This window comes from Mycolicibacterium sp. XJ1819 (genome assembly GCF_053483675.1).
In genome coordinates, this window is record NZ_JBEFST010000021.1 from 86,249 (window position 1) to 106,290 (window position 20,042).

The 20,042-nt window shown below is 68.7% G+C and carries 23 protein-coding genes and 1 tRNA gene; 8 read left to right on the top strand and 16 right to left on the bottom strand.

Features of this window, described 5'->3' with window-relative positions; translation table 11 throughout:
- Window positions 1-106: 106 nt before the first annotated feature.
- A tRNA-Tyr gene (locus ABQE89_RS21720) sits at window positions 107-192 on the bottom strand.
- 194 nt (window positions 193-386) lie between these two features.
- Between ABQE89_RS21720 and ABQE89_RS21725 the strand changes: the two genes are divergently transcribed.
- Window positions 387-878, top strand: coding sequence for a YajQ family cyclic di-GMP-binding protein (locus tag ABQE89_RS21725; RefSeq protein ID WP_448420461.1), 492 nt, complete (start codon window positions 387-389; stop codon window positions 876-878).
- Between the two features lie 2 nt (window positions 879-880).
- Here the strand turns inward: ABQE89_RS21725 and ABQE89_RS21730 are convergent, their stop codons facing one another.
- Both ABQE89_RS21730 and ABQE89_RS21735 read right to left on the bottom strand, forming a co-directional pair.
- A complete protein-coding gene (locus tag ABQE89_RS21730; RefSeq protein WP_448420463.1) occupies window positions 881-1,312 on the bottom strand; it encodes a type II toxin-antitoxin system VapC family toxin in 432 nt (143 codons plus the stop codon).
- A complete protein-coding gene (locus ABQE89_RS21735) occupies window positions 1,299-1,538 on the bottom strand; it encodes a ribbon-helix-helix domain-containing protein (protein ID WP_448420465.1) in 240 nt (79 codons plus the stop codon). Before ABQE89_RS21735 ends, ABQE89_RS21730 begins: the two co-directional genes overlap by 14 nt.
- Before the next feature lie 18 nt (window positions 1,539-1,556).
- Between ABQE89_RS21735 and ABQE89_RS21740 the strand changes: the two genes are divergently transcribed.
- A complete protein-coding gene (locus ABQE89_RS21740) occupies window positions 1,557-2,582 on the top strand; it encodes an NAD(P)H-dependent glycerol-3-phosphate dehydrogenase (protein WP_448420467.1) in 1,026 nt (341 codons plus the stop codon).
- Here the strand turns inward: ABQE89_RS21740 and ABQE89_RS21745 are convergent.
- Window positions 2,579-3,130: a hypothetical protein gene (locus ABQE89_RS21745; RefSeq protein ID WP_448420469.1), complete on the bottom strand. Its 552-nt coding sequence runs from the start codon at window positions 3,128-3,130 to the stop codon at window positions 2,579-2,581. The two genes, ABQE89_RS21740 and ABQE89_RS21745, sit on opposite strands and share 4 nt — an antisense overlap.
- 171 nt (window positions 3,131-3,301) lie before the next feature.
- Between ABQE89_RS21745 and ABQE89_RS21750 the strand changes: the two genes are divergently transcribed.
- The gene (locus ABQE89_RS21750; RefSeq protein ID WP_448420471.1) at window positions 3,302-4,474 is read left to right on the top strand and encodes a flavin-containing monooxygenase; all 1,173 of its coding nucleotides are present in this window, start codon (window positions 3,302-3,304) and stop codon (window positions 4,472-4,474) included.
- On the opposite strand, the gene ABQE89_RS21755 is transcribed toward ABQE89_RS21750, so the two are convergent.
- The 3 genes from ABQE89_RS21755 to grcC1 form a co-directional block, all read right to left on the bottom strand.
- On the bottom strand, window positions 4,419-5,468 hold the full coding sequence (locus ABQE89_RS21755; protein WP_448420473.1) for a helix-turn-helix transcriptional regulator: 1,050 nt from the start codon (window positions 5,466-5,468) through the stop codon (window positions 4,419-4,421). The two genes, ABQE89_RS21750 and ABQE89_RS21755, sit on opposite strands and share 56 nt — an antisense overlap.
- A gap of 73 nt (window positions 5,469-5,541) precedes the next feature.
- Complete coding sequence (gene htpX, locus ABQE89_RS21760; RefSeq protein WP_448420475.1) at window positions 5,542-6,420, bottom strand: zinc metalloprotease HtpX; 879 nt, start codon at window positions 6,418-6,420, stop codon at window positions 5,542-5,544.
- 88 nt (window positions 6,421-6,508) lie between these two features.
- Window positions 6,509-7,516: a nonaprenyl/(2E,6E)-farnesyl/geranylgeranyl diphosphat synthase gene (grcC1, locus tag ABQE89_RS21765; RefSeq protein ID WP_448420477.1), complete on the bottom strand. Its 1,008-nt coding sequence runs from the start codon at window positions 7,514-7,516 to the stop codon at window positions 6,509-6,511.
- A 21-nt stretch (window positions 7,517-7,537) separates the two neighbouring features.
- Between grcC1 and menJ the strand changes: the two genes are divergently transcribed.
- Complete coding sequence (gene menJ / locus ABQE89_RS21770) at window positions 7,538-8,758, top strand: menaquinone reductase MenJ (RefSeq protein ID WP_448420479.1); 1,221 nt, start codon at window positions 7,538-7,540, stop codon at window positions 8,756-8,758.
- On the opposite strand, the gene ABQE89_RS21775 is transcribed toward menJ, so the two are convergent.
- Window positions 8,755-8,979 carry a hypothetical protein gene (locus ABQE89_RS21775; RefSeq protein WP_448420481.1) on the bottom strand — a complete coding sequence of 75 codons (225 nt, stop codon included), beginning with the start codon at window positions 8,977-8,979 and terminating at the stop codon, window positions 8,755-8,757. The two genes, menJ and ABQE89_RS21775, sit on opposite strands and share 4 nt — an antisense overlap.
- 44 nt (window positions 8,980-9,023) lie before the next feature.
- Between ABQE89_RS21775 and ABQE89_RS21780 the strand changes: the two genes are divergently transcribed.
- Together ABQE89_RS21780 and ABQE89_RS21785 are read left to right on the top strand one after the other, a co-directional pair.
- Window positions 9,024-9,482, top strand: a complete 459-nt coding sequence (locus ABQE89_RS21780; protein WP_448420483.1) for a GAF domain-containing protein — start codon at window positions 9,024-9,026, stop codon at window positions 9,480-9,482.
- An 80-nt stretch (window positions 9,483-9,562) separates the two neighbouring features.
- A complete protein-coding gene (locus ABQE89_RS21785) occupies window positions 9,563-9,796 on the top strand; it encodes a hypothetical protein (protein WP_448420485.1) in 234 nt (77 codons plus the stop codon).
- On the opposite strand, the gene ABQE89_RS21790 is transcribed toward ABQE89_RS21785, so the two are convergent.
- The 3 genes from ABQE89_RS21790 to ABQE89_RS21800 all read right to left on the bottom strand — a co-directional run bounded on the left by ABQE89_RS21790 (window position 9,793) and on the right by ABQE89_RS21800 (window position 13,453).
- A complete protein-coding gene (locus ABQE89_RS21790) occupies window positions 9,793-10,851 on the bottom strand; it encodes an alpha/beta hydrolase (protein ID WP_448420487.1) in 1,059 nt (352 codons plus the stop codon). The two genes, ABQE89_RS21785 and ABQE89_RS21790, sit on opposite strands and share 4 nt — an antisense overlap.
- 54 nt (window positions 10,852-10,905) lie before the next feature.
- Entirely contained in the window at window positions 10,906-12,633 is a 1,728-nt protein-coding gene (locus ABQE89_RS21795) for a hydroxysqualene dehydroxylase (RefSeq protein ID WP_448420489.1), read from the bottom strand.
- A gap of 127 nt (window positions 12,634-12,760) precedes the next feature.
- On the bottom strand, window positions 12,761-13,453 hold the full coding sequence (locus ABQE89_RS21800) for a demethylmenaquinone methyltransferase (protein WP_448420491.1): 693 nt from the start codon (window positions 13,451-13,453) through the stop codon (window positions 12,761-12,763).
- A gap of 71 nt (window positions 13,454-13,524) precedes the next feature.
- Between ABQE89_RS21800 and ABQE89_RS21805 the strand changes: the two genes are divergently transcribed.
- Complete coding sequence (locus ABQE89_RS21805) at window positions 13,525-14,349, top strand: SDR family oxidoreductase (protein ID WP_448420493.1); 825 nt, start codon at window positions 13,525-13,527, stop codon at window positions 14,347-14,349.
- Here the strand turns inward: ABQE89_RS21805 and ABQE89_RS21810 are convergent.
- Window positions 14,300-15,469, bottom strand: coding sequence for a glycosyltransferase family 4 protein (locus tag ABQE89_RS21810; RefSeq protein WP_448420495.1), 1,170 nt, complete (start codon window positions 15,467-15,469; stop codon window positions 14,300-14,302). The genes ABQE89_RS21805 and ABQE89_RS21810 overlap by 50 nt on opposite strands.
- Before the next feature lie 90 nt (window positions 15,470-15,559).
- Between ABQE89_RS21810 and ABQE89_RS21815 the strand changes: the two genes are divergently transcribed.
- Complete coding sequence (locus ABQE89_RS21815) at window positions 15,560-16,231, top strand: DsbA family protein (RefSeq protein WP_448420497.1); 672 nt, start codon at window positions 15,560-15,562, stop codon at window positions 16,229-16,231.
- A 27-nt stretch (window positions 16,232-16,258) separates the two neighbouring features.
- Here the strand turns inward: ABQE89_RS21815 and ABQE89_RS21820 are convergent, their stop codons facing one another.
- From ABQE89_RS21820 to ABQE89_RS21835, 4 genes are read right to left on the bottom strand one after another with little or no spacing between them, the layout of a single operon-like run.
- Window positions 16,259-16,792, bottom strand: coding sequence for a DUF3592 domain-containing protein (locus ABQE89_RS21820; RefSeq protein WP_448420533.1), 534 nt, complete (start codon window positions 16,790-16,792; stop codon window positions 16,259-16,261).
- 14 nt (window positions 16,793-16,806) lie between these two features.
- Complete coding sequence (menD, locus tag ABQE89_RS21825; protein ID WP_448420499.1) at window positions 16,807-18,441, bottom strand: 2-succinyl-5-enolpyruvyl-6-hydroxy-3-cyclohexene-1-carboxylic-acid synthase; 1,635 nt, start codon at window positions 18,439-18,441, stop codon at window positions 16,807-16,809.
- A 2-nt stretch (window positions 18,442-18,443) separates the two neighbouring features.
- Window positions 18,444-19,226 (bottom strand): alpha/beta fold hydrolase, encoded by a 783-nt coding sequence (locus tag ABQE89_RS21830; protein WP_448420501.1) that lies wholly within the window; start codon window positions 19,224-19,226, stop codon window positions 18,444-18,446.
- 51 nt (window positions 19,227-19,277) lie between these two features.
- Entirely contained in the window at window positions 19,278-20,033 is a 756-nt protein-coding gene (locus tag ABQE89_RS21835; RefSeq protein WP_448420503.1) for a DJ-1/PfpI family protein, read from the bottom strand.
- Window positions 20,034-20,042: the final 9 nt, after the last annotated feature.

Sequence of the window (20,042 nt, forward strand, 5' to 3'; positions counted from 1 at the left end):
ACGGGCAATCGATCGAATGTGCGGTGACGGCGCTGAGTGTGCGTCCACGGCGGGGATCATCGGAAAATCCCGCCCTCAGCACACACCCGATACCCGTACCTTCGCATGGTGGCAGGTGCAGGATTCGAACCTGCGTAGGCGTAAGCCGACGGATTTACAGTCCGCTCCCATTGGCCGCTCGGGCAACCTGCCTGGTGCGAGTAGCCAGGGTACAACGAGCGGACGCCCGAGACGAAAACGGGCAAGCCGTCCGCGTCGAGATCGACGTTTTGGCGAGATCTACTCGCACTTCGGCACCCGTTTGTCCGGTTGGGCGGCATGAGAGCCACGAGAGGGCGGCGTGGGATAGTGCATACGAGCCAACCCACCGAGGAGGAGCGCAGTCAATGGCGGATTCTTCGTTCGACATCGTCAGCAAGGTCGATCGCCAGGAGGTGGACAACGCGCTGAACCAGGCCGCCAAGGAACTGGCCACCCGGTTCGACTTCCGCGGCACCGACACATCGATCGCGTGGCAGGGCGAGGAGACCATCGTCATCACCTCGTCCACCGAGGAGCGCGCCAAGGCCGCCGTCGACGTCTTCAAGGAAAAGCTGGTCCGTCGCGACATCTCCATGAAGTCCTTCGACGCCGGCGAACCGCAGGCCTCGGGCAAGACCTACAAGGTCAGCGGCCAGATCAAGCAAGGCATCAGCAGCGAGAACGCCAAGAAGATCACCAAGCTCATCCGCGACGACGGCCCCAAGGGCGTCAAGACCCAGATCCAGGGGGAGGAGGTCCGGGTGTCGTCGAAGAAGCGCGACGACTTACAAACCGTCATCGCGATACTGAAGAAGGCCGACCTCGACGTGGCGCTGCAGTTCGTCAACTACCGGTAGGTCTACAGCTCGAGCGGATGGCTCCACCGCAATCGGTCAAACCGGGCGAAGCCACGCTCGGCACTTACCCAGGTGGCGTTGTGCTCCAACGCGTAAGCGCCGAGATACGCGTCAGCGATGTCGTTGCCACTGGCGCCGACATCGCCGGCGAGTCGCCGAAACAATGTCCAATGCCGTTCGCCGGCCTGGAGCTGCATCACCGCAGGAGCGTCCAACATCGCGTCGACGGCCTCCCACGCCACCTCTGGCCGGGTCGGTTCGGCGAAAATCCTGCGATTGGTGATGATCCTCACGAACCCGCTGAGCACGACGTCTGGCACGCCGATGGGTTCATCGCCGTTGGCGAGCCGCTCTAGGAGCGGGCGATAGTCCGCGTGCTCAGGAAGATCTGCTCTGTGCGCATGGAGCAAGACGTTGACGTCAATGCAGAGCATCGACAGACGCGCCTTCGTCCATCGCTTCGGCGACCGAGGCGTTCGACGAGATGTCCACGCCGGCCCTCAGGCCACCGCGCCCCGTCGCCCGGACCTTGTACGTGCGTGCGCCCCGTCGCTCTGGGGGGTTCAGACCGCGGCGCACCGCATCTTCGAGAACAGCGGCGACCGTTCGGCCCGTTCGGGCGGCCTTCTCCTGTGCAATCCCGCCTTTCGCCGCCGTCAACCGTCCTACGCTGACGGCATGGCACCTGCGAAACGTGAACCCAAAGTCGTCGTCCTCGGTGGGGGATCCTGGGGCACCACCGTGGCGTCCATCTGCGCCCGCCGGGGCCCGACGTTGCAGTGGGTGCGCTCGGCGGAGACCGCCGATGACATCAACGAGAACCACCGCAACAGCAAGTACCTCGGCGACGAGGTCGAGCTGGCGCACACCCTGAAGGCCACCACCGACTTCTCCGAGGCCGCCGAATGCGCCGACGTCATCGTCATGGGCGTGCCCTCGCACGGTTTCCGCGCGGTGCTGACCGAACTGGCCAAGGAGCTACGGCCGTGGGTTCCGGTGGTGTCGCTGGTCAAGGGTCTCGAGCAGGGCACCAACTACCGGATGAGCCAGATCGTCGACGAGGTGCTGCCCGGGCATCCGGCGGGCATCCTGGCCGGGCCCAACATCGCACGCGAGGTGGCCGAGGGGTACGCCGCCGCGGCAGTGCTGGCGATGCCGGACCAGAACCTCGCGGCCCATCTCGCACAGTTGCTGCGCACCAGACGATTTCGGACCTACACCACCGACGACGTGGTCGGCGTGGAGATGGCCGGCGCACTGAAGAACGTCTACGCCATCGCCGTCGGGATGGGGTATTCGCTCGGCATCGGCGAGAACACCCGCGCGATGGTGATGGCCCGCGCGCTACGCGAGATGTCCAAGCTCGGCGAGTCGATGGGTGGACATCGCGACACCTTCGCCGGCGTCGCAGGCATGGGTGACCTCATCGTCACGTGCACCAGTCAGCGCAGCCGCAACCGCCACGTCGGCGAGCAGTTGGGCGCGGGCAAGCCCATCGACGAGATCATCGCCTCGATGAACCAGGTCGCCGAGGGCGTGAAGGCCGCCAGCGTCGTCATGGAATTCGCCGAGAAGTACGGCATCACCATGCCGATCGCCCGCGAGGTCGACGCCGTCGTCAACCACGGCTCCAGCGTCGAACAGGCCTACCGGGGCCTGATGGCCGAAAAACCCGGCCACGAGGTGCACGGCTCCGGCTTCTAGTTGAAGTAGGGGTTCGTGCCCTCGGGGCGTTCCAGCAGCGGGTCTCGACCGTCGTTGATGATGTAGCTGCCCTCGGGGCTGATCACGAACCCGGACTGGATGCGGCTGTCCGAACACGTCGTCACCGGTCCCTCGCTGCCACAGCTGACCGTCTGAAAGCTGATCCGCGAACCCGCCGGCAGCAGGTTGACCTCACCGATCCCGCCGAAGATGTCGCCGTCGGTGCGGGAGAAACCGGGCGGCCCCGGGCCGCCGCTGACCAGGTTGGCGCCCTCGGGCGCGGCGGGCAACGCTCCGCTGCAGCCGTAGCCGCCGTTGCGTTGCAGCACACACGTCAGCCCGTCGGGAGTCTTGAACGCATACCAGTTGCCGTCCATCGCGGCGTAGTCGGACAGTTTCACCGGTGCCATCGCGTTGACGTTCGGCGGCGGTGGCGGCGGAGGTGTCGGTGGCGGCGCCGGTTGCGCGGCGGCCAGGCCCGAGGCGCCCACCATCGCCGTTGCCGCGCCCGCGGCGCCGAGCATCAGCATTCGGTTCAGCACGCCCATCACCCTAAGTGGTGCGAATGCGGCTCGCAGCATACTGCTCTTTCGCCCCTCGGCCCCGACCCGTTACGGGCGATTTCGGCGTGGCGAGTCGCGCTCACCGCGACCGACCACGCCGAAATCCCCCTCAATTGCGGGGTGGCGCCGCCCGCGGGCCGCGACGAGCCTGGGGTCGTGGCGAGCCAACACCGCGTACTGGTGATCGGTAGCGGTCCGGCCGGGCTGTCGTGTGCCGCCGAGCTCATCGCCCGCGGGGTGCATGCCGAGGTCCTCGAGCGTGGCACCCAGCCCGCCGCGGCATGGGCCGGCCGCTACGACGTGCTGCGCTTCAACACCTGCCGTCACAATTCGGCGCTGCCGGGTGCGGCGTTTCCCCGCGACTTCGGCCAGTTCCCCACCCGCGACCAGTACGTCGGCTATCTGCGGACCTACGCCGCGAGCCACCGCGTCCCCGTCCGGCTCGGTGTCGAGGTGAGCCGCATCGAGCCCGCGCCCGACGGCGGCTGGGCCGTCGTCACCAATCACGGCACCCTCATCAGCGGCCACGTCGTCGTCGCCACCGGCGTCTTCAACCGCCCGACGCTGCCGCCCTGGGCCGACGGCCACGACTTCGGCGGCCGGCTGCTCCACGCCGCGCACTACCGCAACGCCTCTGCCTTCGCCGGCGACCGCGTCCTGGTGGTCGGCGCCGGCTCCACCGGACTCGAGATCGCCCACGAACTGAGCCGCTCCGGTGCGTCCGTGCGGCTGTCGGTGCGCACGCCGCCGAACATCCTGCTGCGGGAGATCGCCGGGCTGCCCGGCGATCTGCCGTTGCCGTTGTTCCTTCGCCTGCCCACGGGGCTCGTCGACAAGGTGCTGCTCGCGATGCAGCGGCGGGTGATCGGGGACCTCAGCGCGTTCGGCATCGGCGTGCCCGCCGAGGGGCCGATCGCCGGGCTCAAGCGCCGGGGCGGCGGCACCGCGATCGTCGACCGCGGGGTCGTGAACGCGATCCGCGACGGCTCACTGCCCGTGGTATCCGCCGTCGACCACTTGGCGCCTGGCGGCGCGGTGCTTGTCGACGGCAGCGAGGTCGAGGTCGACAGCATCATCGCGGCGACCGGCTACCGCGCCGGACTCGATGCGATGGTCGGCCATCTCGACGTGTTGACCGACCGCGGAATGCCGCGCGACGGCGTCGGCGGCGAGGTGCTGCCGGGGTTGCGGTTCGTCGGCTATGTGTATCGGCCCGGGCTGACGAAGTTCGTCGGCGTCCTGGCGCGACGGGTGGCCCGCGACATCGCGGGCACTACCGAACGGCGGGCTCCTGCGACAGCAGCGCGGCCAGCTCCGGGCGGCTGTTGACGCCGAGCTTCGCGAAGATCGCCTTGACGTGTCCGCGCAACGTCTCGGTGGTGATCCACAGCCGACCGGCGATGTCGCGGGTGGCCATCCCCGTCAGCAGCAGCTGGGTGATCTCCTTTTCCCGACGGGTGAGCTGGCGCAGCGCCACCAGCAGCGGCGCGATGTCCGACCGGCGGGCAGGCTCCAACACCACCGCGGTGTGCTCGGCGTCGAGTCGGACACCGCGCACCACCAGCCAGTCCCCCGAGCGGGCCGTGGTGCGCGCCAATGCCGGCTCGCCGACGCCGTGTTCGGCCAGCGTCCGGGCTTGCCGGGCCACCTCGTGCAGGACGATGGCGCTGTTGAGGCGCTCGTCGTCGATGGGGCCGAGCCATTCGGTCACCTGCGGCGTCATCGACTCGACGCTGCCGTCGTCGGCGAAGATCACCAGCGCGGGCGGCGCGGGCGCGGTGTGGCCGGCGAACCGGCTGGTGAGCTGCAGACAGGCGCGAATTCCGTTGGCTATGTGTGGACAAAGCCTCGCCATGACCGCGACCTCGACTTCGGTGAAGAACCCGTCGGCGGCCCGGCGGGTCAGACAGAAATTGCCCCACGTGGCGTTTCCAGAGCTGAACACTCCCCGCATCTCGTCGCCGTAGCCGGCGGGCTGGTAGATCCGCGACCAGCGGGCACTCATCCCGAGATCGCCGCCGGTGGCGGCGCTCAGCGAGGCCGCGGGAATGCCCCGCTGGGCGAGGTCGACGAACTTGTTCACGTCGTCGGCGCCCAGTTCACATTCGATCAATGCGAGATTCTGTGCGCGCGTGACATTTTCGGCGTGCACACCGGTGACGAGCAGCGTGTCGGGGTCGGTGAGCAGCCAACCCGCGGCGGCGTAGGGGATTTCGGTGCGGACATGTCCGGCGACCGCCGCGAGCAGGTCGAGCGGATCGTGCGCCCGCGCGCAGGTGCGGACGACACGTTCTTCGAGTCGGGCGGGCCGACGTCCGGACATCGGCTCCACTTTACGTGTTTACGTGCGATTTCGGCGTGGCGAGTCGCGCTCACCGCGACCGACCACGCCGAAATCACCAGGGGTGGGGGCCGCGGCCGGCCATCGCCTCCAAACGCCTGATGCGGTCTTCCATCGGCGGATGCGTGGAGAACAGCTTGCCGATCTTCTCCCCGGCCCTGAACGGGTTGGCGATCATCAGGTGTGCCTGATCGGCCAGTTGCGGATCCGGCGGCAGCGGCGCCTGCTCGACGCCCGCGCTGATCTTGCGCAACGCGCTCGCCAACGCCAGCGGATCACCGGTGAGCTCCGCGCCCGACTGATCGGCCTGGTACTCCCGCGACCGTGACACCGCCATCCGGATCACCATCGCGGCGATCGGCCCCAGCAGCGAAACCAGAAGAATGGCAAACGGATTCGCTCCGCCTTCGCGGTTGCCGCCGAACATGCTCGCGAAGAAGGCCATGTTGGCCAGCGCGGTGATCACCGACGCCATCGCGCCGGCCACGCACGAGATCAGGATGTCACGGTTGTACACGTGCGACAGTTCGTGGCCGAGCACGGCGCGCAGCTCGCGCTCGTTGAGGATCTGCAGGATGCCCGTCGTGCAGCACACCGCGGCGTTGCGCGGATTGCGGCCGGTCGCGAACGCGTTGGGTGCGGCGGTGTCGCTGATGTAGAGCCGCGGCATCGGCTGGCGCGCCGTGGTGGCCAACTCCCGCACGATCCGGTACATCGCCGGGGCCTGCATCTCGGTGACCGGCTGGGCATGCATCGCCCGCAACGCCAGCTTGTCGCTGTTGAAGTACACGTAGGCGTTCATGCCGATGGCGAACAACACGGCCAAAAACATGATGTTGCGGCCGAACATCGCGCCGACACCGACGATCAGGGCGGAAAACAGCGCCAGCAACAGGAAGGTCTTGATCCTGTTGGCGTGCGGATTCCACGTCATCGTCGATTCCTCCTACTGAGGGCTACCCAGAAGCTGGGAGAGTCTTCGCTGGTCCAACGTTTCGCCGGCCTTAACAGGTTCCCGATCGTCAGCCGTGACGGTTCACGGTGTAGTCCACCAGCGTGGCCAGCGCCGCGCGTCCCGGCCCGTCGGGCAGCCTGCCGACCTCGTCGCGGGCCTGCGCGGCGTACTGGGCGACGGTCTGTTTGGCGCGCACCATGCCTTCGGAGGTGCGCAGCAGCCGCAGCGCCTCCTGCAGGTGGTCCTCGTCCTCGACCGGGCCGACCAGAAGTTCCCGCAGCCGGTCGGCGTCGGGCCCCGCGTCGCGCAACGCGTAGAGCACCGGCAGGGTGTGCACACCTTCCCGCAGATCGGTGCCGGGTTCCTTACCGGATTCGTGCAGGTCGCTGTCGATGTCGATGATGTCGTCGGAGATCTGGAACGCCGTGCCCACGATGCCGCCGAGCCGGCTGAGCCGCTCGATCTGCTGCTCGTCGGCGCCGGAGAACGTCGCCCCGAACCGGCCCGACGCGGCGATCAGGCACGCGGTCTTCTCGTACACCACCTTCAGGTAATGCTCGACGGAGTCGACTTGGTCGGCGGCGCCGCGGGTCTCACGCATCTGCCCCGTCACCAGTTGGGCGAAGGTGTCAGCGATGATGTGCACCGCCTCCGGGCCCAGCCGGCTCACCAGCCGCGAGGCCGTCGCGAACAGGTAGTCACCGGCCAGGATCGCGATGTTGTTGCTCCACTTCGCGTTCGCGCTGGGCGCCCCGCGGCGCACCTGCGCCTCGTCCATCACGTCGTCGTGGTAGAGCGTCGCCAGGTGCACCAGCTCGATAACCGCGCCCGCGACCGTCACCTGCCACGCGTCGGGGTCCGGGCCCAGCCGGGCCGAGAGCACCGTGAAAAGTGGGCGAAAACGTTTGCCGCCCGCCTGGAACAAATGCTGGACCGCCTCGGACATCAACTCGTCGGCTTTGCCGAGCTCGGTGGCCATCAGGTCTTCGATGCGGGCCACACCGTCGCGCACATCCTGGGCGAATGCGGGATCGCCGAAATCCACGCCCGCCACCACGGTCGCTGGTGTCCTCACGCGTCCAACATACTGGTGATCGTGCAAAGCAGAGCCGACGTGGTGGTGGTGGGCGCCGGACCCGCAGGTTCGGCCGCGGCCGCCTGGGCGTGTCGCGCCGGGCGCGACGTGCTGGTCATCGACTCCGCGCAGTTCCCCCGCGACAAGGCCTGCGGCGACGGGCTGACCCCGCGCGCGGTGCAGGAGATGGAGCGCCTCGGCCTCGGTCCGTGGCTCGACGGGCGGGTACGCCACCGCGGATTGCGGATGTCGGGGTTCGGCGCCGATGTCGAAATCGAATGGCCCGGCCCGTCGTTTCCGGCCACCTCCAGCGCCGTTCCGCGCACCGAACTCGACGACCGCATCCGCATGGTGGCCGTCGACGAAGGTGCCAAGATGGCGCTCGGCGCCAAAGCCGTCGACGTGCGCCACGACGCCGAGGGCCGCGTCTGCGCCGTGGTGCTGGACTCCGGAATCGAAATCGGTTGCGGCGAGCTGATTGTGGCCGACGGGGCCCGCTCGACGCTGGGCCGGGTACTCGGCAGGCAATGGCATCAGGAGACGGTCTACGGGGTGGCGGTCCGCGGATACATCGCCACGCCGCGGCACAGCGAGCCGTGGATCACCTCGCATCTGGAACTACGCTCACCGCAGGGCGAGGTGCTGCCCGGCTACGGCTGGATCTTCCCGCTGGGCAACGGCGAGGTGAACATCGGTGTCGGCGCGCTGGCGACCGCCACACGTCCCGCCGATGCCGCCCTGCGCCCGCTGATGTCGTATTACACCGGTCTGCGCCGCGAGGAATGGGGGTTCTGCGGTGAGCCGCGGGCAGGACTGTCGGCGCTGCTGCCGATGGGCGGCGCCGTTTCCGGGGTGGCCGGGCCGAACTGGATGCTCATCGGCGACGCCGCGGCCTGCGTGAACCCGCTCAACGGCGAGGGCATCGACTACGGCATGGAAACCGGCCGGTTGGCGGCCGAGATGCTGGGCAGCGGGGACCTGACATCGGCGTGGCCGGCGGTGCTGACGGCGCATTACGCGCGCGGGTTCTCGGTCGCGCGCCGGTTGGCGCAGTTGCTGACGCTACCCCGGTTTCTGCCGGCGACCGGTCCGGTGGCGATGCGGTCGTCGTATCTGATGAAGATCGCGGTGCGGGTGATGGGCAACTTCGTCACCGACGACGACGCCGACTGGGTCGCGCGGGTGTGGCGGACCGCCGGTGCGGCCTCGCGTCGGGCCGACGAACGCCCGCCGTTCGTCTAATCCCGGTCGCGGCGCGCGATTTCGGGCGCGGCGCCGGTGGAGCCGGTCAGCCACAACGCGATCAGCACATCGGCGGCCGTCACGAACAGACCGATCCAGTACGCCCACTTCAGCGTCGGGTCAGGCTGGGAAGCGAAGAACAGCAGCAGAAAGATCGGGCCGACGATTCCGAACGTCAACGTCATCAGCTGAAAGACGATGTAGCGCTTGAACGTGGCCATCACGGGGCAGAATATCGCGGGTGATCCGGGTTTACCGCGCACCGATGCGTTCCCGCCGCGACGACATCGACCCGGCGGCCTCGTTGGCCCGCGCGCTGGACAGGGGCGTCGTCGGGTTCGGCGATGCAGCGGGCCCGCAACCCGGGGCAATCGAGCGCGCAGCCCGCCGCGTCGAGCGCTTCGCCGATGTGGACACCGGTTCGTTCGTGTGGACCCGCGACGGCGACGGCTTGTATTGGCTCGGCCGCATCGACGGGCCCTACGTCTACGACCGCCACGGCGAGTCAGTCGATCTCGTCCACATCCGCGCGTGCCGGTGGCTGGCGCGGCCGGTACCGGAATCGGAGGTGCCCGCGGCGGTGATCGCCACGTTCGGTCGCGGCGGGCGCAATTTCCAGCAGACCCATGGGTCCACCGTCGGCGCCGAAACCCAGCGGGTCTGGGACGCGAACTGCCAAGAACCCCAAGACCTGTCGAGCCAAGCTAACAATAAGCCCAGCTAGACGAGCTATTCACGGTGGCAACTCGGGATTAGTCTGGAGCCCACAGGCGTTACCCACTGCATCGGCGGAAGGAATCCACGATGCTCAGCCGCACAACCAGATCCGCGCTCGCCGCGATCGCCATCGCGGTAGCCGCCTTGGGGTCGGCCGCCGTCGCGACCGCCGCGCCCGCCGGCCCTTGCCGGGATGTGCCCTACGTCGGCGTCTGCGAACCGCTGCGCGGTGATTCGCGCACCCCGTCACAACAGCAGAGCATGGGCGACGTGATCCTGCCGGGCAGCAACAGCGCCGGCGGCGTGCACGGCGTGGGTTAACCCAGCGACTTCGCGAACCCGCTGACGTCGCGCACGGTCGCGTCGAACACCTCCGGCATCACGTGCGGCATCATCAGATCGCCGCCGTGGCAGGTTCCGGCGACCATGCGGCCCACCGCGGGCACGCCGGCACGCACCAGACGCCGGTAGTACTGCAGCCCCTCGTCGCGTAGCGGATCGAGTTCGTTGACCGAGATGACATGCGGCGGCAGACCGGCCAACTCGACGTCGGCGGCGACGGCGGCCCAGCACGTGGCGTCGTTCGCGTGACTGCCGGTCGGGTTGTAGAGCGAGCCGAGCAACGCCAGTTGCTGACAACTCACGAAGTATCCGTCGTTCTCGGTGAGCGAGGGCAGGTCGTCACACACCTGCAGCCACCGGTTGGAGATGTAGGGGCACTGCGCGTACAACCCGGCGATCTCGTGCAGCCAGTCTTCACGCCTGGCCTTGTGCGCGACGGTGAGCGTGAGGTTGCCGCCGCCGGATTCGCCGTTGACGATCAGATGCGTGACGCCCAATTCGGTGCGGTTGGCGTAGGTCCAGCGCACACCGGCCGCGCAGTCGTCGAGGCCCGCCGGGAACGGGTGTGGACCCAGCCTGCCGCCCGAGTTGCGGAATTCCACTCCGATCACGACAAGGCCTGTGGCAGCGAGGTATTCACGTAGCCGCAGGTACCCGAGATCGGCGGCACTGCCGATCGCCATGCCGCCGCCGTGCAGATGCACCAGGCCCGGCAGCGGGGCCGTGGTGTTGTCGGGGCGGCTGATGTAGACGGTGATGTCGTTGCCGTCGGCGCCGGTGATCGTGGTCGTCGTCGTGGTGACGCCGGTGATCGGCGCCGCGGCGGTGGCAAAAGCGTCGAAGATCGCGCCCATGGCCTGTTCGCTCATCGTGGCCAGCGCGCGTCGCTGCTCCAGCGGGGAATCGACGGTCAGCGGAATCTCCGGCAGCCGACCGTCCAGCCCGAATTCCGCGAGCGCCTTGACCATTCGTGGATCGGAGCGGGGGTCGCTGGCCAGGGTGGCGTCGGGGTCGGCGTGGCGTCCGTGTGACATGGCCGTGAGGCTACCGCGCCGCGGCCGCCGGACACGCCGGTTTCAGATCCGCGATCAGGTGGGCCATCTGGCGTCGACGATGTCCAGCGCGTGCGGCAGGCCCGCGCGGTAGCGCGCCCGGTCGGCGGTTTTGAACGGAATCCACCACGGCGCCTGGAACAACTCGACGATCTTGACCAGCTCACCGTTGTAGCCCGAGGCCTGCAGGACGCCGTTGGCCGCGTACCGGCCGCCCTCGTTGGCGCCCTCCATGGTGGTGACGTTCTGGTCGGTCTTGATCCACTCGCCGGCCAGGAACAGGTTGTCGATCGCGGTGACCGCGGTGGGGCGGCGATGCCAGGACCCGGGGTCCTGGATGAACAGCGGTTCGTCGTTGCGCACGTGGGCGGTACCCGAGTCGATGATCGCGGGATCGAGGAACCACGAGTGCAGCATGTCGTCGTCGACCACGGTGTCGGTGTCGTTGAGATGCGCCTTGATCTGGGTCCACGCCTCCTTGGCGATCTCCTCGGGTTTGCAGTCGCGCGCGCTCTTGCCGTTGAAGTTGCCGGGTGTGCTCCAGTCCGAGATGATCGCCGACAGGCAGTCTTTGACCGTCCCGTCGCCGTACTCGGTCAGGCTCTTCTTCCAGAACTGCTCCTGGCTGATCGAGGTGATGGCCCATCCGGAGTCGACGTAGTTGACATGGCCCTTGGTGACGTCGACGCGGTCCTTGAGGTAGAACATCAGCCCGTTCATCCACTCGGTGCGCAACTGGGCGACGTTGGCCAGATTCGGATCGGCCTCCAACACGTCGGAGGTGAGCACCGCGGCCAGTTTCTCGCACGGGATCGCCGAGATGTACCAGTCGGCGGTGACCTGTTGTGGCACACCGTTGCTGATGACGGTGGCCGATTCGACGTGCTTACCGTCCGGGTTGAATCGGGACAGCGCCTGCCCGACGCGAAAGGTCACTCCCTTGTCGCGAAGGTGATCCACCCACGGGTCGAGCCACTGCGAACTGGTGGGCCCGTTGAGGACACGGTCGAAACCCTTGTTGTCGGTGTCGTTTCCGAGTAGCAGGATCGACCAGACCGATGCTTCGCCGACGAGACCGATCGAATGCGCGCTGGCGTCCTTGGATTTCGACGCCGCCAGGTTGCGAATGATGCCGTCGGCGAGGTAGCGGTTGTATTCTGCGGACTTCTTGTTCGCCCCGATGTAGTCCTCCCACGTCATGTGCTCCCACTGGCCGAGCTTGCGCTCGTTGCTGCTGGTGACGTAGACGGCCAACTTCTGGGCGGCGTAGGCGGCCTCCCACGGCGGCAACCGGAACAGGGTCTCGAACACAGTGGCCACCGAATCGACGAACGCCTTGGGCGTGATCGGATTCGGCAGCGTGGGAAGCGGAAACGGCAACGGGACGGTCAGATCGTGTCGTCCCAGTCCGGAGTGCAGATACGACGTCGCCCTGGTCAGGTTCTCCCAGGTGCCGTTCGAGTTGCCGGGGAAAGGGATTCGTCGCATCGTGTCGGTGACGTTGCGATAGAAGCCCGGAAAGAACCGGAACCCGTGCTCGGCGGGCAACGGGGTGGCTCCCGAGTTGGGCACCGGTATCGATCTGGCCTTGCCGCCGAGTTCTTTTCGTTCGTAGACGGTGACGCTGTAGCCGCGGTCGACGAGTTCGTGCGCCGCGGTCAACCCGGCGATCCCGGCGCCGAACACGGCGACCGACTTACCGGGCGCGGCCCGTGCGACCGGCGGCATCGCGGTCAATGCCGCGGCGGTCGCGGTTCCGGCCAAGAACGTCCGCCGAGACAAGTGACTTCGCAGAGCACCATCGCTCGACATGCGCACAAGTTAATGGTGATTCTCACCGCGATGGCGGCGACACGCCGAAGGGGTCCCGATTGCCACCAGTTCGCCGGACTCAGCGCGGCGGCTTGATCGCGGCGTGCAACGCGACGATTCCGCCGCTCAGGTTGCGCCACCGCACCGACGACCAACCGGCGTCGGCGATCTGACGCGCCAACCGCGGCTGGTCCGGCCACGCGCGGATCGACTCGGCCAGATACACATAGGCGTCCGGGTTCGATGACACCGCGCGAGCCATCCGCGGCAACGCCCGCATCAGGTATTCCTTGTAGACGGTGGCGAACGCGCGGTTGGTCGGGGTGGAGAACTCGCACACCACCAGTCGCCCACCCGGTCGTGTCACGCGGGCCATCTCGTCGAGCGCGGCGGTGTGGTCGACGATGTTGCGCAGGCCGAAGCTGATGGTCACCGCGTCGAACACCTCGTCGTCGAACGGCAACGCCGTACCGTCGGCGGCCACCTTCGGCACCCGGCGCTCGGCGCCCGCCGCGAGCATGCCGACCGAGAAGTCCGCCGCCACACACCACGCCCCCGATGCCGCCAGCTCGACCGTCGACACCGCGGTGCCGGCCGCCAGGTCCAGCACCACGTCGCCGGGGCCGATGCGCAGCGCATCGCGGGTGGCGCGCCGCCAGTACCGGTCCTGCCCCAGCGAGAGCACGGTGTTGGTCAGGTCGTAGCGGCGCGCCACCGCGTCGAACATCGAGGCGACCTCGTGGGGATCCTTGTCCAGCGACGCACGGCTCACGCCGCCGACGCTACCGGTGCACCTCGGCGAACCGGCAAACGGGCAGACCGGTTTTACGGCATTCTTGGACCGTGCCTTCCAAAGTGTGGTTCATCACCGGAACATCGCGCGGGTTCGGCCGGGAGTGGACGATCGCGGCGCTGGACCGCGGCGACAAGGTCGCGGCCACCGCGCGCGACACCTCGACGCTGTCGGATCTGGTCGACAGGTACGGCGACGCGCTGCTGCCGATCCGCCTCGACGTCACCGACCGGGACGCCGATTTCGCGGCGGTCGCACAGGCGCACGACCATTTCGGCGGGCTCGACATCGTCGTCAACAACGCCGGCTACGGCCACTTCGGGCTCGTCGAGGAGCTGACCGAGCAGGAGGCACGCGACCAGTTCGAGACCAACCTGTTCGGCGCGCTGTGGATCACCCAGGCCGCGCTGCCGTACCTGCGCGCGCAGCGCAGCGGACACATCATCCAGGTGTCCTCGATCGGCGGGGTCACGGCGTTTCAGAACCTGGGCATCTACCACGCGTCGAAATGGGCGCTGGAGGGGTTGTCGCAGTCGCTGGCGCAGGAGGTCGCGTCGTTCGGGATCCATGTCACGCTCATCGAGCCGGGCGGCTACGCCACGGACTGGGCCGGGTCCTCGGCTCGACGCTCCGCCCCGCTGCCGGACTACCAGCAGGTGCACGAGGAAGCCGACCGGATCCGGCGCCAACGGGTCACCGAACCGGGCGACCCGGCGGCCTCGGCGCGGGCGCTGCTGAAGATCGTCGACGCCGAGAAACCGCCGCTGCGAGTGTTCTTCGGCGAGTTGCCACTGCAGATGGTCAAGGCCGACTACGAGCAGCGGCTCAGAAACTGGGAGCAGTGGCAGCCGGTCGCGGTCGAAGCGCAGGGCTAGTTGCCCGCGAGGTTGCCGCGATGACGTCCTGGTAGTGGCCCAGTAGCTCGTCGCAGATCGCGGGCCAGGTGCGGCCGAGCACCGACCGGCGGGCGGCCAGCGAGTAGCGGCGCCGCTCGGCGATCAGATGGTCCACGGAATCGGCGAGCCGGCAGTCGAATTCGTCGACGTCCAACAGCAGCCCGGTGCGGTAGGGCGCCACGAGGTCGCGCGGGCCGCCCGCGTTGGGCGCGACGACGGGCAGCCCGGAAGCCATCGCCTCCTGCACCGCCTGACAGAACGTCTCGTGTTCGCCGGGATGCACGAAGACGTCCATGCTGGCGTATGCCGCGGCCAGGCGCTCTGCGTAGAGTGCGCCGGTGAAAACCGCGTGCGGGAGCAGGGTTTGGAGCTTGTGTCGGTCGACTCCGTCGCCGACGATCACCAACTGGAGGTCGTCGCGGCCGGACAGCGCCGCCAGCCGTTCGACATGCTTCTCGGGCGCGAGCCTGCCGACGAAGCCGACGATCGGCCGGCCGTCCGGGGACCACCGGCGCCGTAGTCCGTGGTCTCGGGCCGACGGTGCGAAACCGGTGATGTCCACGCCGCGGGCCCACTTGTGTACCCGCGGAACACGGTGTTCGGCAAGGCGTTCCATCGCGGCGGTCGACGGTGCCAGGGTACGGTCGGCGCGGCTGTGCAGGTGCCGCGTCCACGCCCACGCCGCGCGTGCGGCGTAGCCGACTCCATAGCTGTGCGCGAAACCCGCGACGTCGGTCTGGAACACCGCCACGGTCGGCACCCCGAGGTGCCGTGCCGCGTGCAGTCCGCCGTAGCCCAGCAGCGCCGGCGAGGCCAGATGCACGATGTCGGGGTCGAATCCGCGCAGCACGTTGACGATCCGCGGGCGGGGCACGCCCAGCGGCAGCGAGGAGATCTTGGGAAACATCCGCGACGGCACCCGGTGAACGCGCACGCCGTCGTGGAGCTTGTCGGCGGCCGGCTCTCCGGGCGGAGTGTCCGGGGCGATGACGAGCGCCTCGTGACCGGTGCGGCGCAGATGCTCGAGCACGCGAAGCACCGAGTTCGTCACGCCGTTGACATTCGGGAGGAAGGACTCTGCGACGATCGCCACGCGCACGGGAGTCAGCGTCGCAGCGACGGCTTTCGGCGAGGTTGCCGCCGGGCATCCGTCGTGCGAACACCTCGTGCCCGTGAGTAGGGTGCTGACATGCGGGTTTCGCGGGCCGTGGTGGTGCTGACGATCGCACTGTCGCTCGCGCTCGTCGGCTGCACCAGGCAGATCAGCGGCGTCGCGCAGCGCGATCCGAGCCGGCCGCCGGTGACAGTCAGCGACGACGGTTTCGGTGTCGTCGCCGGGTTCGACGAGGCACCGTATCGGATCGAGGTGTTCACCGAGCCGCAATGTTCACACTGCGCCGACCTGCAGGCCGATTTCGGCGACCAGATGGCCTACTACATCGGCGTCGGCCAACTGAGGGTGACCTACCGCCCGCTGACGTTTCTCGACGACCGCACCGGCGGGCACTCCGCGCGGGTGAGCAACGCGTTGTTCCTGGCCGCGGAAGGCGAGGCGACCGGTACGGAGTTTCAACGGTTCGTGATGGAACTGTGGGCCAACCAGAATCCCGGCGGGCGGGGGCCCAGCGACGCCGACATGGCCGATATGGCCGCCGCTGCCGGGATGCCGCGGGTCGTCGCCGACCGGATCGCCGACGGCGGTTCGGCGGTGGACATCGCCGACATGGACGTGGCCAACTTCGGCTATCTGTTGGTGATCGACCCGCTGGCCACCGGCACGCCGACGGTGTACAACCCCGCGCGCGACGAGAAGGTCGACATCTACGACGACGACTGGTTGGAGAAGCTCATCCAGTCCTGACCCGCTGTTTGTCCGGCGAGCAGACGCTTACACCCCCGAATCGGGGTGATTTTGGGGGGTTTTGCGTCTGCTCGCGGAGAACGGGCGACGCTCCGCCCACGCCACGCCCAGCAGCGCCGCGCCGGCCACCAGCCAGCCGACGACCGCGATCGAGCCCGCGGGGATGATCGCCAGCGCGGCGTTGCGGTCCTGCACCCGCACCAGATCGGGGTCGTTGACGTCGTATTCGACGTAGATGCGCATACCGGGTTCCAGTTCCGAGGGATACAGCACGCCCAGTTCGGGCCGGTACGTCACACGGTCGGGGGTGACGAACTCGATCGTCGACCGCCGCGGCCCGGCGCTGAGCACCTCGGCGGCCGCCACGCCCATGTTCCGCTCGATCTGCCGGTCGTTGCGCCAGGCGCCCATCACCATCAGCATCGACTGCAACGTCACCAGGCACGCCGCGATGACGATACCCATCCGGATGCGACGAAAGATCTTCTGCGAGCGCGTCTCGCCGGGATCCGGCGACAGCCGCGGAATCAGCTTGCGAACCAGGGCCGATGGCGGCCGCATCAGCCCCGAGATGTTCACAGTGCGGCCTTGATCGACGCGTGCAGCGCGCGCAGCGACGACCGGTCGGCCTTCACCTCCAGCACCCTCATCCCGTCGGCGGGCACGTCCAGCGCCTCGGCCAGCTCACCGGCCTCGATCTGCCGGCTCTCGACGTGGTAGGCACGGCACAGCGCGCCGACGTCCACGTCGTGCGGGGTGCCGAAGATCCGCGACGACACATCGGAGAACCGCGGGTCGCCCTGTTCGAGCAGTTCGAAGATGCCGCCGCCGTTGTCGTTGGAGACCACGATCGTCAGATCCCGCGGGGTCGGTTCGGTGGGCCCGATCAGCAGGCCGGAGCTGTCGTGGACGAACGTCAGGTCGCCGAGCAACGCGATGGTGCGGCCCGAGTGCGCCAGCGCCGCGCCGATGGCCGTCGACACCGTGCCGTCGATGCCGGCCACCCCCCGGTTGGACCGCACCTTGACGCCGTGGGCGTCCAGCCCGACCAGCGCGGCGTCACGCACCGGGTTGGACGCTCCGAGCACCAGCTGGTCCCCCGGCCGCACCGCGTCGGCCACCGCGGCCGCCACGTGCAGTCCGGTGGTCAACGGGTGCGCGGCCAGTTGGTCGCGGACGGCCGCGATCGCGTGCCGGTTGACCTCCGCGCAGCGTTGCAGCCAGGCCTGGCTCGGCGCGCCGGCCGTGACCGCGCGGGTGCCGGTGGCCTGGGAGTTTCCGGACACGTCGGGCCAGCGCGGGCCGGTGGTCAGCGCGTACACCGGCACCGACGGGTCGGCCAGCAGCGCCGACACCGGCCGGTGCAGCGTCGGGCGGCCCAACATGATCACCTGATGCGGGCGGACCAATTGCAGCGCGAATGGGTGCAGTGGGTTGTCCGCGGGCGGCGCGGTGGGCTCGGCGACCGTCGGCAGCGCGGCCAGGTTCGGATGGGCGCCCGCGCCGTGCCCGGCGATCACCACGGTGTCGGGGGTGAGGTCGATGTCGAGGGGCTGGTCGAATGTCACCGGCGGCGTATGCGTCCACGGTCTGCCGTCGGGGCGGCCCTCGGGTGCGTAGATGCCGGTGTCGCGGGCGTCGGCCACGTCGGGGACCAGCGGCTCGCGCAGCGGGATGTCGAACTGCACCGGGCCCGCATTCGCGCTGCGAGATCCGGTGGCCGCCACCAGGACTCGGCACACCGCCGAGCGCCACTGGGCGTTGAGGGCGTCCAGCCGGTCCGGAGTCTCCTCCGCGAGCCCCAGGCTGATGTTCGCGCGCACCTGGGTGCCGAAATAGCCCAGCTGCTCGAAGGTCTGGTTGGCACCGGTGCCCAGGAGCTCATACGGCCGGTTGGCGCTGAGCACGATCAGCGGCACCCGCGCGTAGTTGGCCTCCACCACCGCGGGCCCCAGGTTGGCGACCGCTGTGCCCGACGTCATCGCCACACACACCGGCGCGCTCTCGGCGACGGCCAGCCCGATGGCCAGGTAGCCGGCGGTGCGCTCGTCGATCCGCACATGTAGCCGGATCCGGCCCGCCCGGTCGGCGTCCTGCAGGGCGAACGCCAGCGGCGCGTTGCGCGACCCTGGGCACAGCACCACGTCGCGCACGCCGCCGCGAATGAGCTCGTCGACGACGACGCGGGCTTGCGCAGTCGAGGGATTCACCACTACAGGTTACTGGCGAAGAATTCCAAGATCGCGGCGTTGACCTCGTGCGGCTTCTCGATGAAGCCCAGATGGCCGGTGTCGGCGATCTCCAGGAAACGGCCGGCCGGGATGGCCTCGGCGACCTCGCGGCCCAGATGCGGCGGTAGCACCACGTCGTCGGCGAACCCGATCACCAGCGTGGGGGCCGTGATCGCCTGGTACGCCGGCAGCCGGTTGCCGGTGGGGCCGATGTCGATCTGGGTGCGCAGCCCCGGCGTCGGTTTCGTCGGCCACATCGTGAACATCTCGCTCCAGTCGCGGACCTTGGCGTCGTCGTTCAGTGTCGTCGGCGAAAAACTCTCCAGCAGACGCACTTTCGCGTCATAGGCGGCGGGCAGCTGCACACCTGCGTCGTAGAGTTCACGTTCGGCGTCGCGGAAGAAGTCGCGGGCCCGGTCGTGGCGTCCGCGGGTGGCCATCAGCACCGCCGAGCTCACCAACTCCGGGCGCGCGACCATCAGCTCCTGTGCGATGTAGGCACCCATCGACACCGCGACGATGCCCACCGGCGCGGCGTCGAGCTTCTCGATCAGCGCGGCCGTGTCGGCGACCATGGTCTCGCCCGTGAACCCCTCGGCGTTCTCGGTGGCGCCCACGCCGCGGTTGTCGAAGGTGATGCAGCGGTAGCCGGCCCGCTGGAACTCGGGCACCTGATGCAGATGCCAGGTGCGTCCCGCACCTCCGCGGCCCGCGATGAACAGGACAGGGGCGCCGGCGCCGCGGTCGTCGTAGGCCAAATTCACTCCGCCGACCGTACTCGACGCCGATTGCCGACGAGCGACCGTGTATGCGCGCTAAGAGCGACCGAACGACGGCATTCTGCGGTCGCTCGCGGAGTCTTTGGCCCGGTGACGAACCCGTCGGATGGCCGCGTCCCACATCAACCGCACCGTCGGCGCGAGCTGATGATGCCTGATCGTGTCGCGGCCCAGCTGCGCGGTCGCGGCGACTCTGGTGGCCGCCGACGCCTTCGAGAGATGGCCGGAGTCGAAGGGTGGCTGCGGGTCGTACTCGATCGCCAGCTGCACCGCCTTGGCCTTGGCCTCACCGCAGATCTCGCCGAACAGCCACATGGCCAAGTCGATACCCGCCGACACCCCCGCCGCGGTCACCACCTTGCCCTCGCGCACGATGCGCTGGTCGCCGACGGTCTCGACGCCGAACGGCTTGAGCATCGGCAGGGCCAGCCAGTGCGAGGTGGCCCGGCGTCCGTCGAGCAGACCGGCGGCGGCCAGGATGACCGAGCCCGAGCACACCGACGTGGTCCACTCCGAGGTCTCATCGGCGCCACGCAGCCAGTCGAGCAGCTTCTGGTCGCGGGCGTGTTCGAAGCTGGAGAGGCCGCCGGGCACCAAAACGATGTCGGGCGACGGGGTCTCGTCGAACGAGTGGGTGGCGCCGATCAGCAGCACGCCGGAGTCGGCGGTGATCGGTCCCGGCTCGCGCCACACGAAGCGCACCTCGGCGTCGGGCAGGTTGCGCAGCACCTCGTAGGGGCCGATGAAGTCCAGTGCGGTGAAGCCGGGGTACACCACGATCGCGATCTGCATTGCGGTTCC

Excerpts from the sequence above, each read along its gene's own strand:
- ABQE89_RS21790 (WP_448420487.1), bottom strand. The coding sequence starts at position 10,851 with ATGTCACACGGACGCCACGCCGACCCCGACGCCACCCTGGCCAGCGAC.
- ABQE89_RS21815 (WP_448420497.1), top strand. The coding sequence starts at position 15,560 with ATGCGGGTTTCGCGGGCCGTGGTGGTGCTGACGATCGCACTGTCGCTC.
- ABQE89_RS21740 (WP_448420467.1), top strand. The coding sequence starts at position 1,557 with ATGGCACCTGCGAAACGTGAACCCAAAGTCGTCGTCCTCGGTGGGGGA.
- ABQE89_RS21775 (WP_448420481.1), bottom strand. The coding sequence starts at position 8,979 with ATGGCCACGTTCAAGCGCTACATCGTCTTTCAGCTGATGACGTTGACG.
- ABQE89_RS21745 (WP_448420469.1), bottom strand. The coding sequence starts at position 3,130 with ATGGGCGTGCTGAACCGAATGCTGATGCTCGGCGCCGCGGGCGCGGCA.
- ABQE89_RS21785 (WP_448420485.1), top strand. The coding sequence starts at position 9,563 with ATGCTCAGCCGCACAACCAGATCCGCGCTCGCCGCGATCGCCATCGCG.
- ABQE89_RS21835 (WP_448420503.1), bottom strand. The coding sequence starts at position 20,033 with ATGCAGATCGCGATCGTGGTGTACCCCGGCTTCACCGCACTGGACTTC.
- ABQE89_RS21730 (WP_448420463.1), bottom strand. The coding sequence starts at position 1,312 with ATGCTCTGCATTGACGTCAACGTCTTGCTCCATGCGCACAGAGCAGAT.
- htpX (WP_448420475.1), bottom strand. The coding sequence starts at position 6,420 with ATGACGTGGAATCCGCACGCCAACAGGATCAAGACCTTCCTGTTGCTG.
- ABQE89_RS21820 (WP_448420533.1), bottom strand. The coding sequence starts at position 16,792 with ATGCGGCCGCCATCGGCCCTGGTTCGCAAGCTGATTCCGCGGCTGTCG.
- ABQE89_RS21780 (WP_448420483.1), top strand. The coding sequence starts at position 9,024 with ATGCGTTCCCGCCGCGACGACATCGACCCGGCGGCCTCGTTGGCCCGC.
- ABQE89_RS21725 (WP_448420461.1), top strand. The coding sequence starts at position 387 with ATGGCGGATTCTTCGTTCGACATCGTCAGCAAGGTCGATCGCCAGGAG.
- ABQE89_RS21755 (WP_448420473.1), bottom strand. The coding sequence starts at position 5,468 with ATGTCCGGACGTCGGCCCGCCCGACTCGAAGAACGTGTCGTCCGCACC.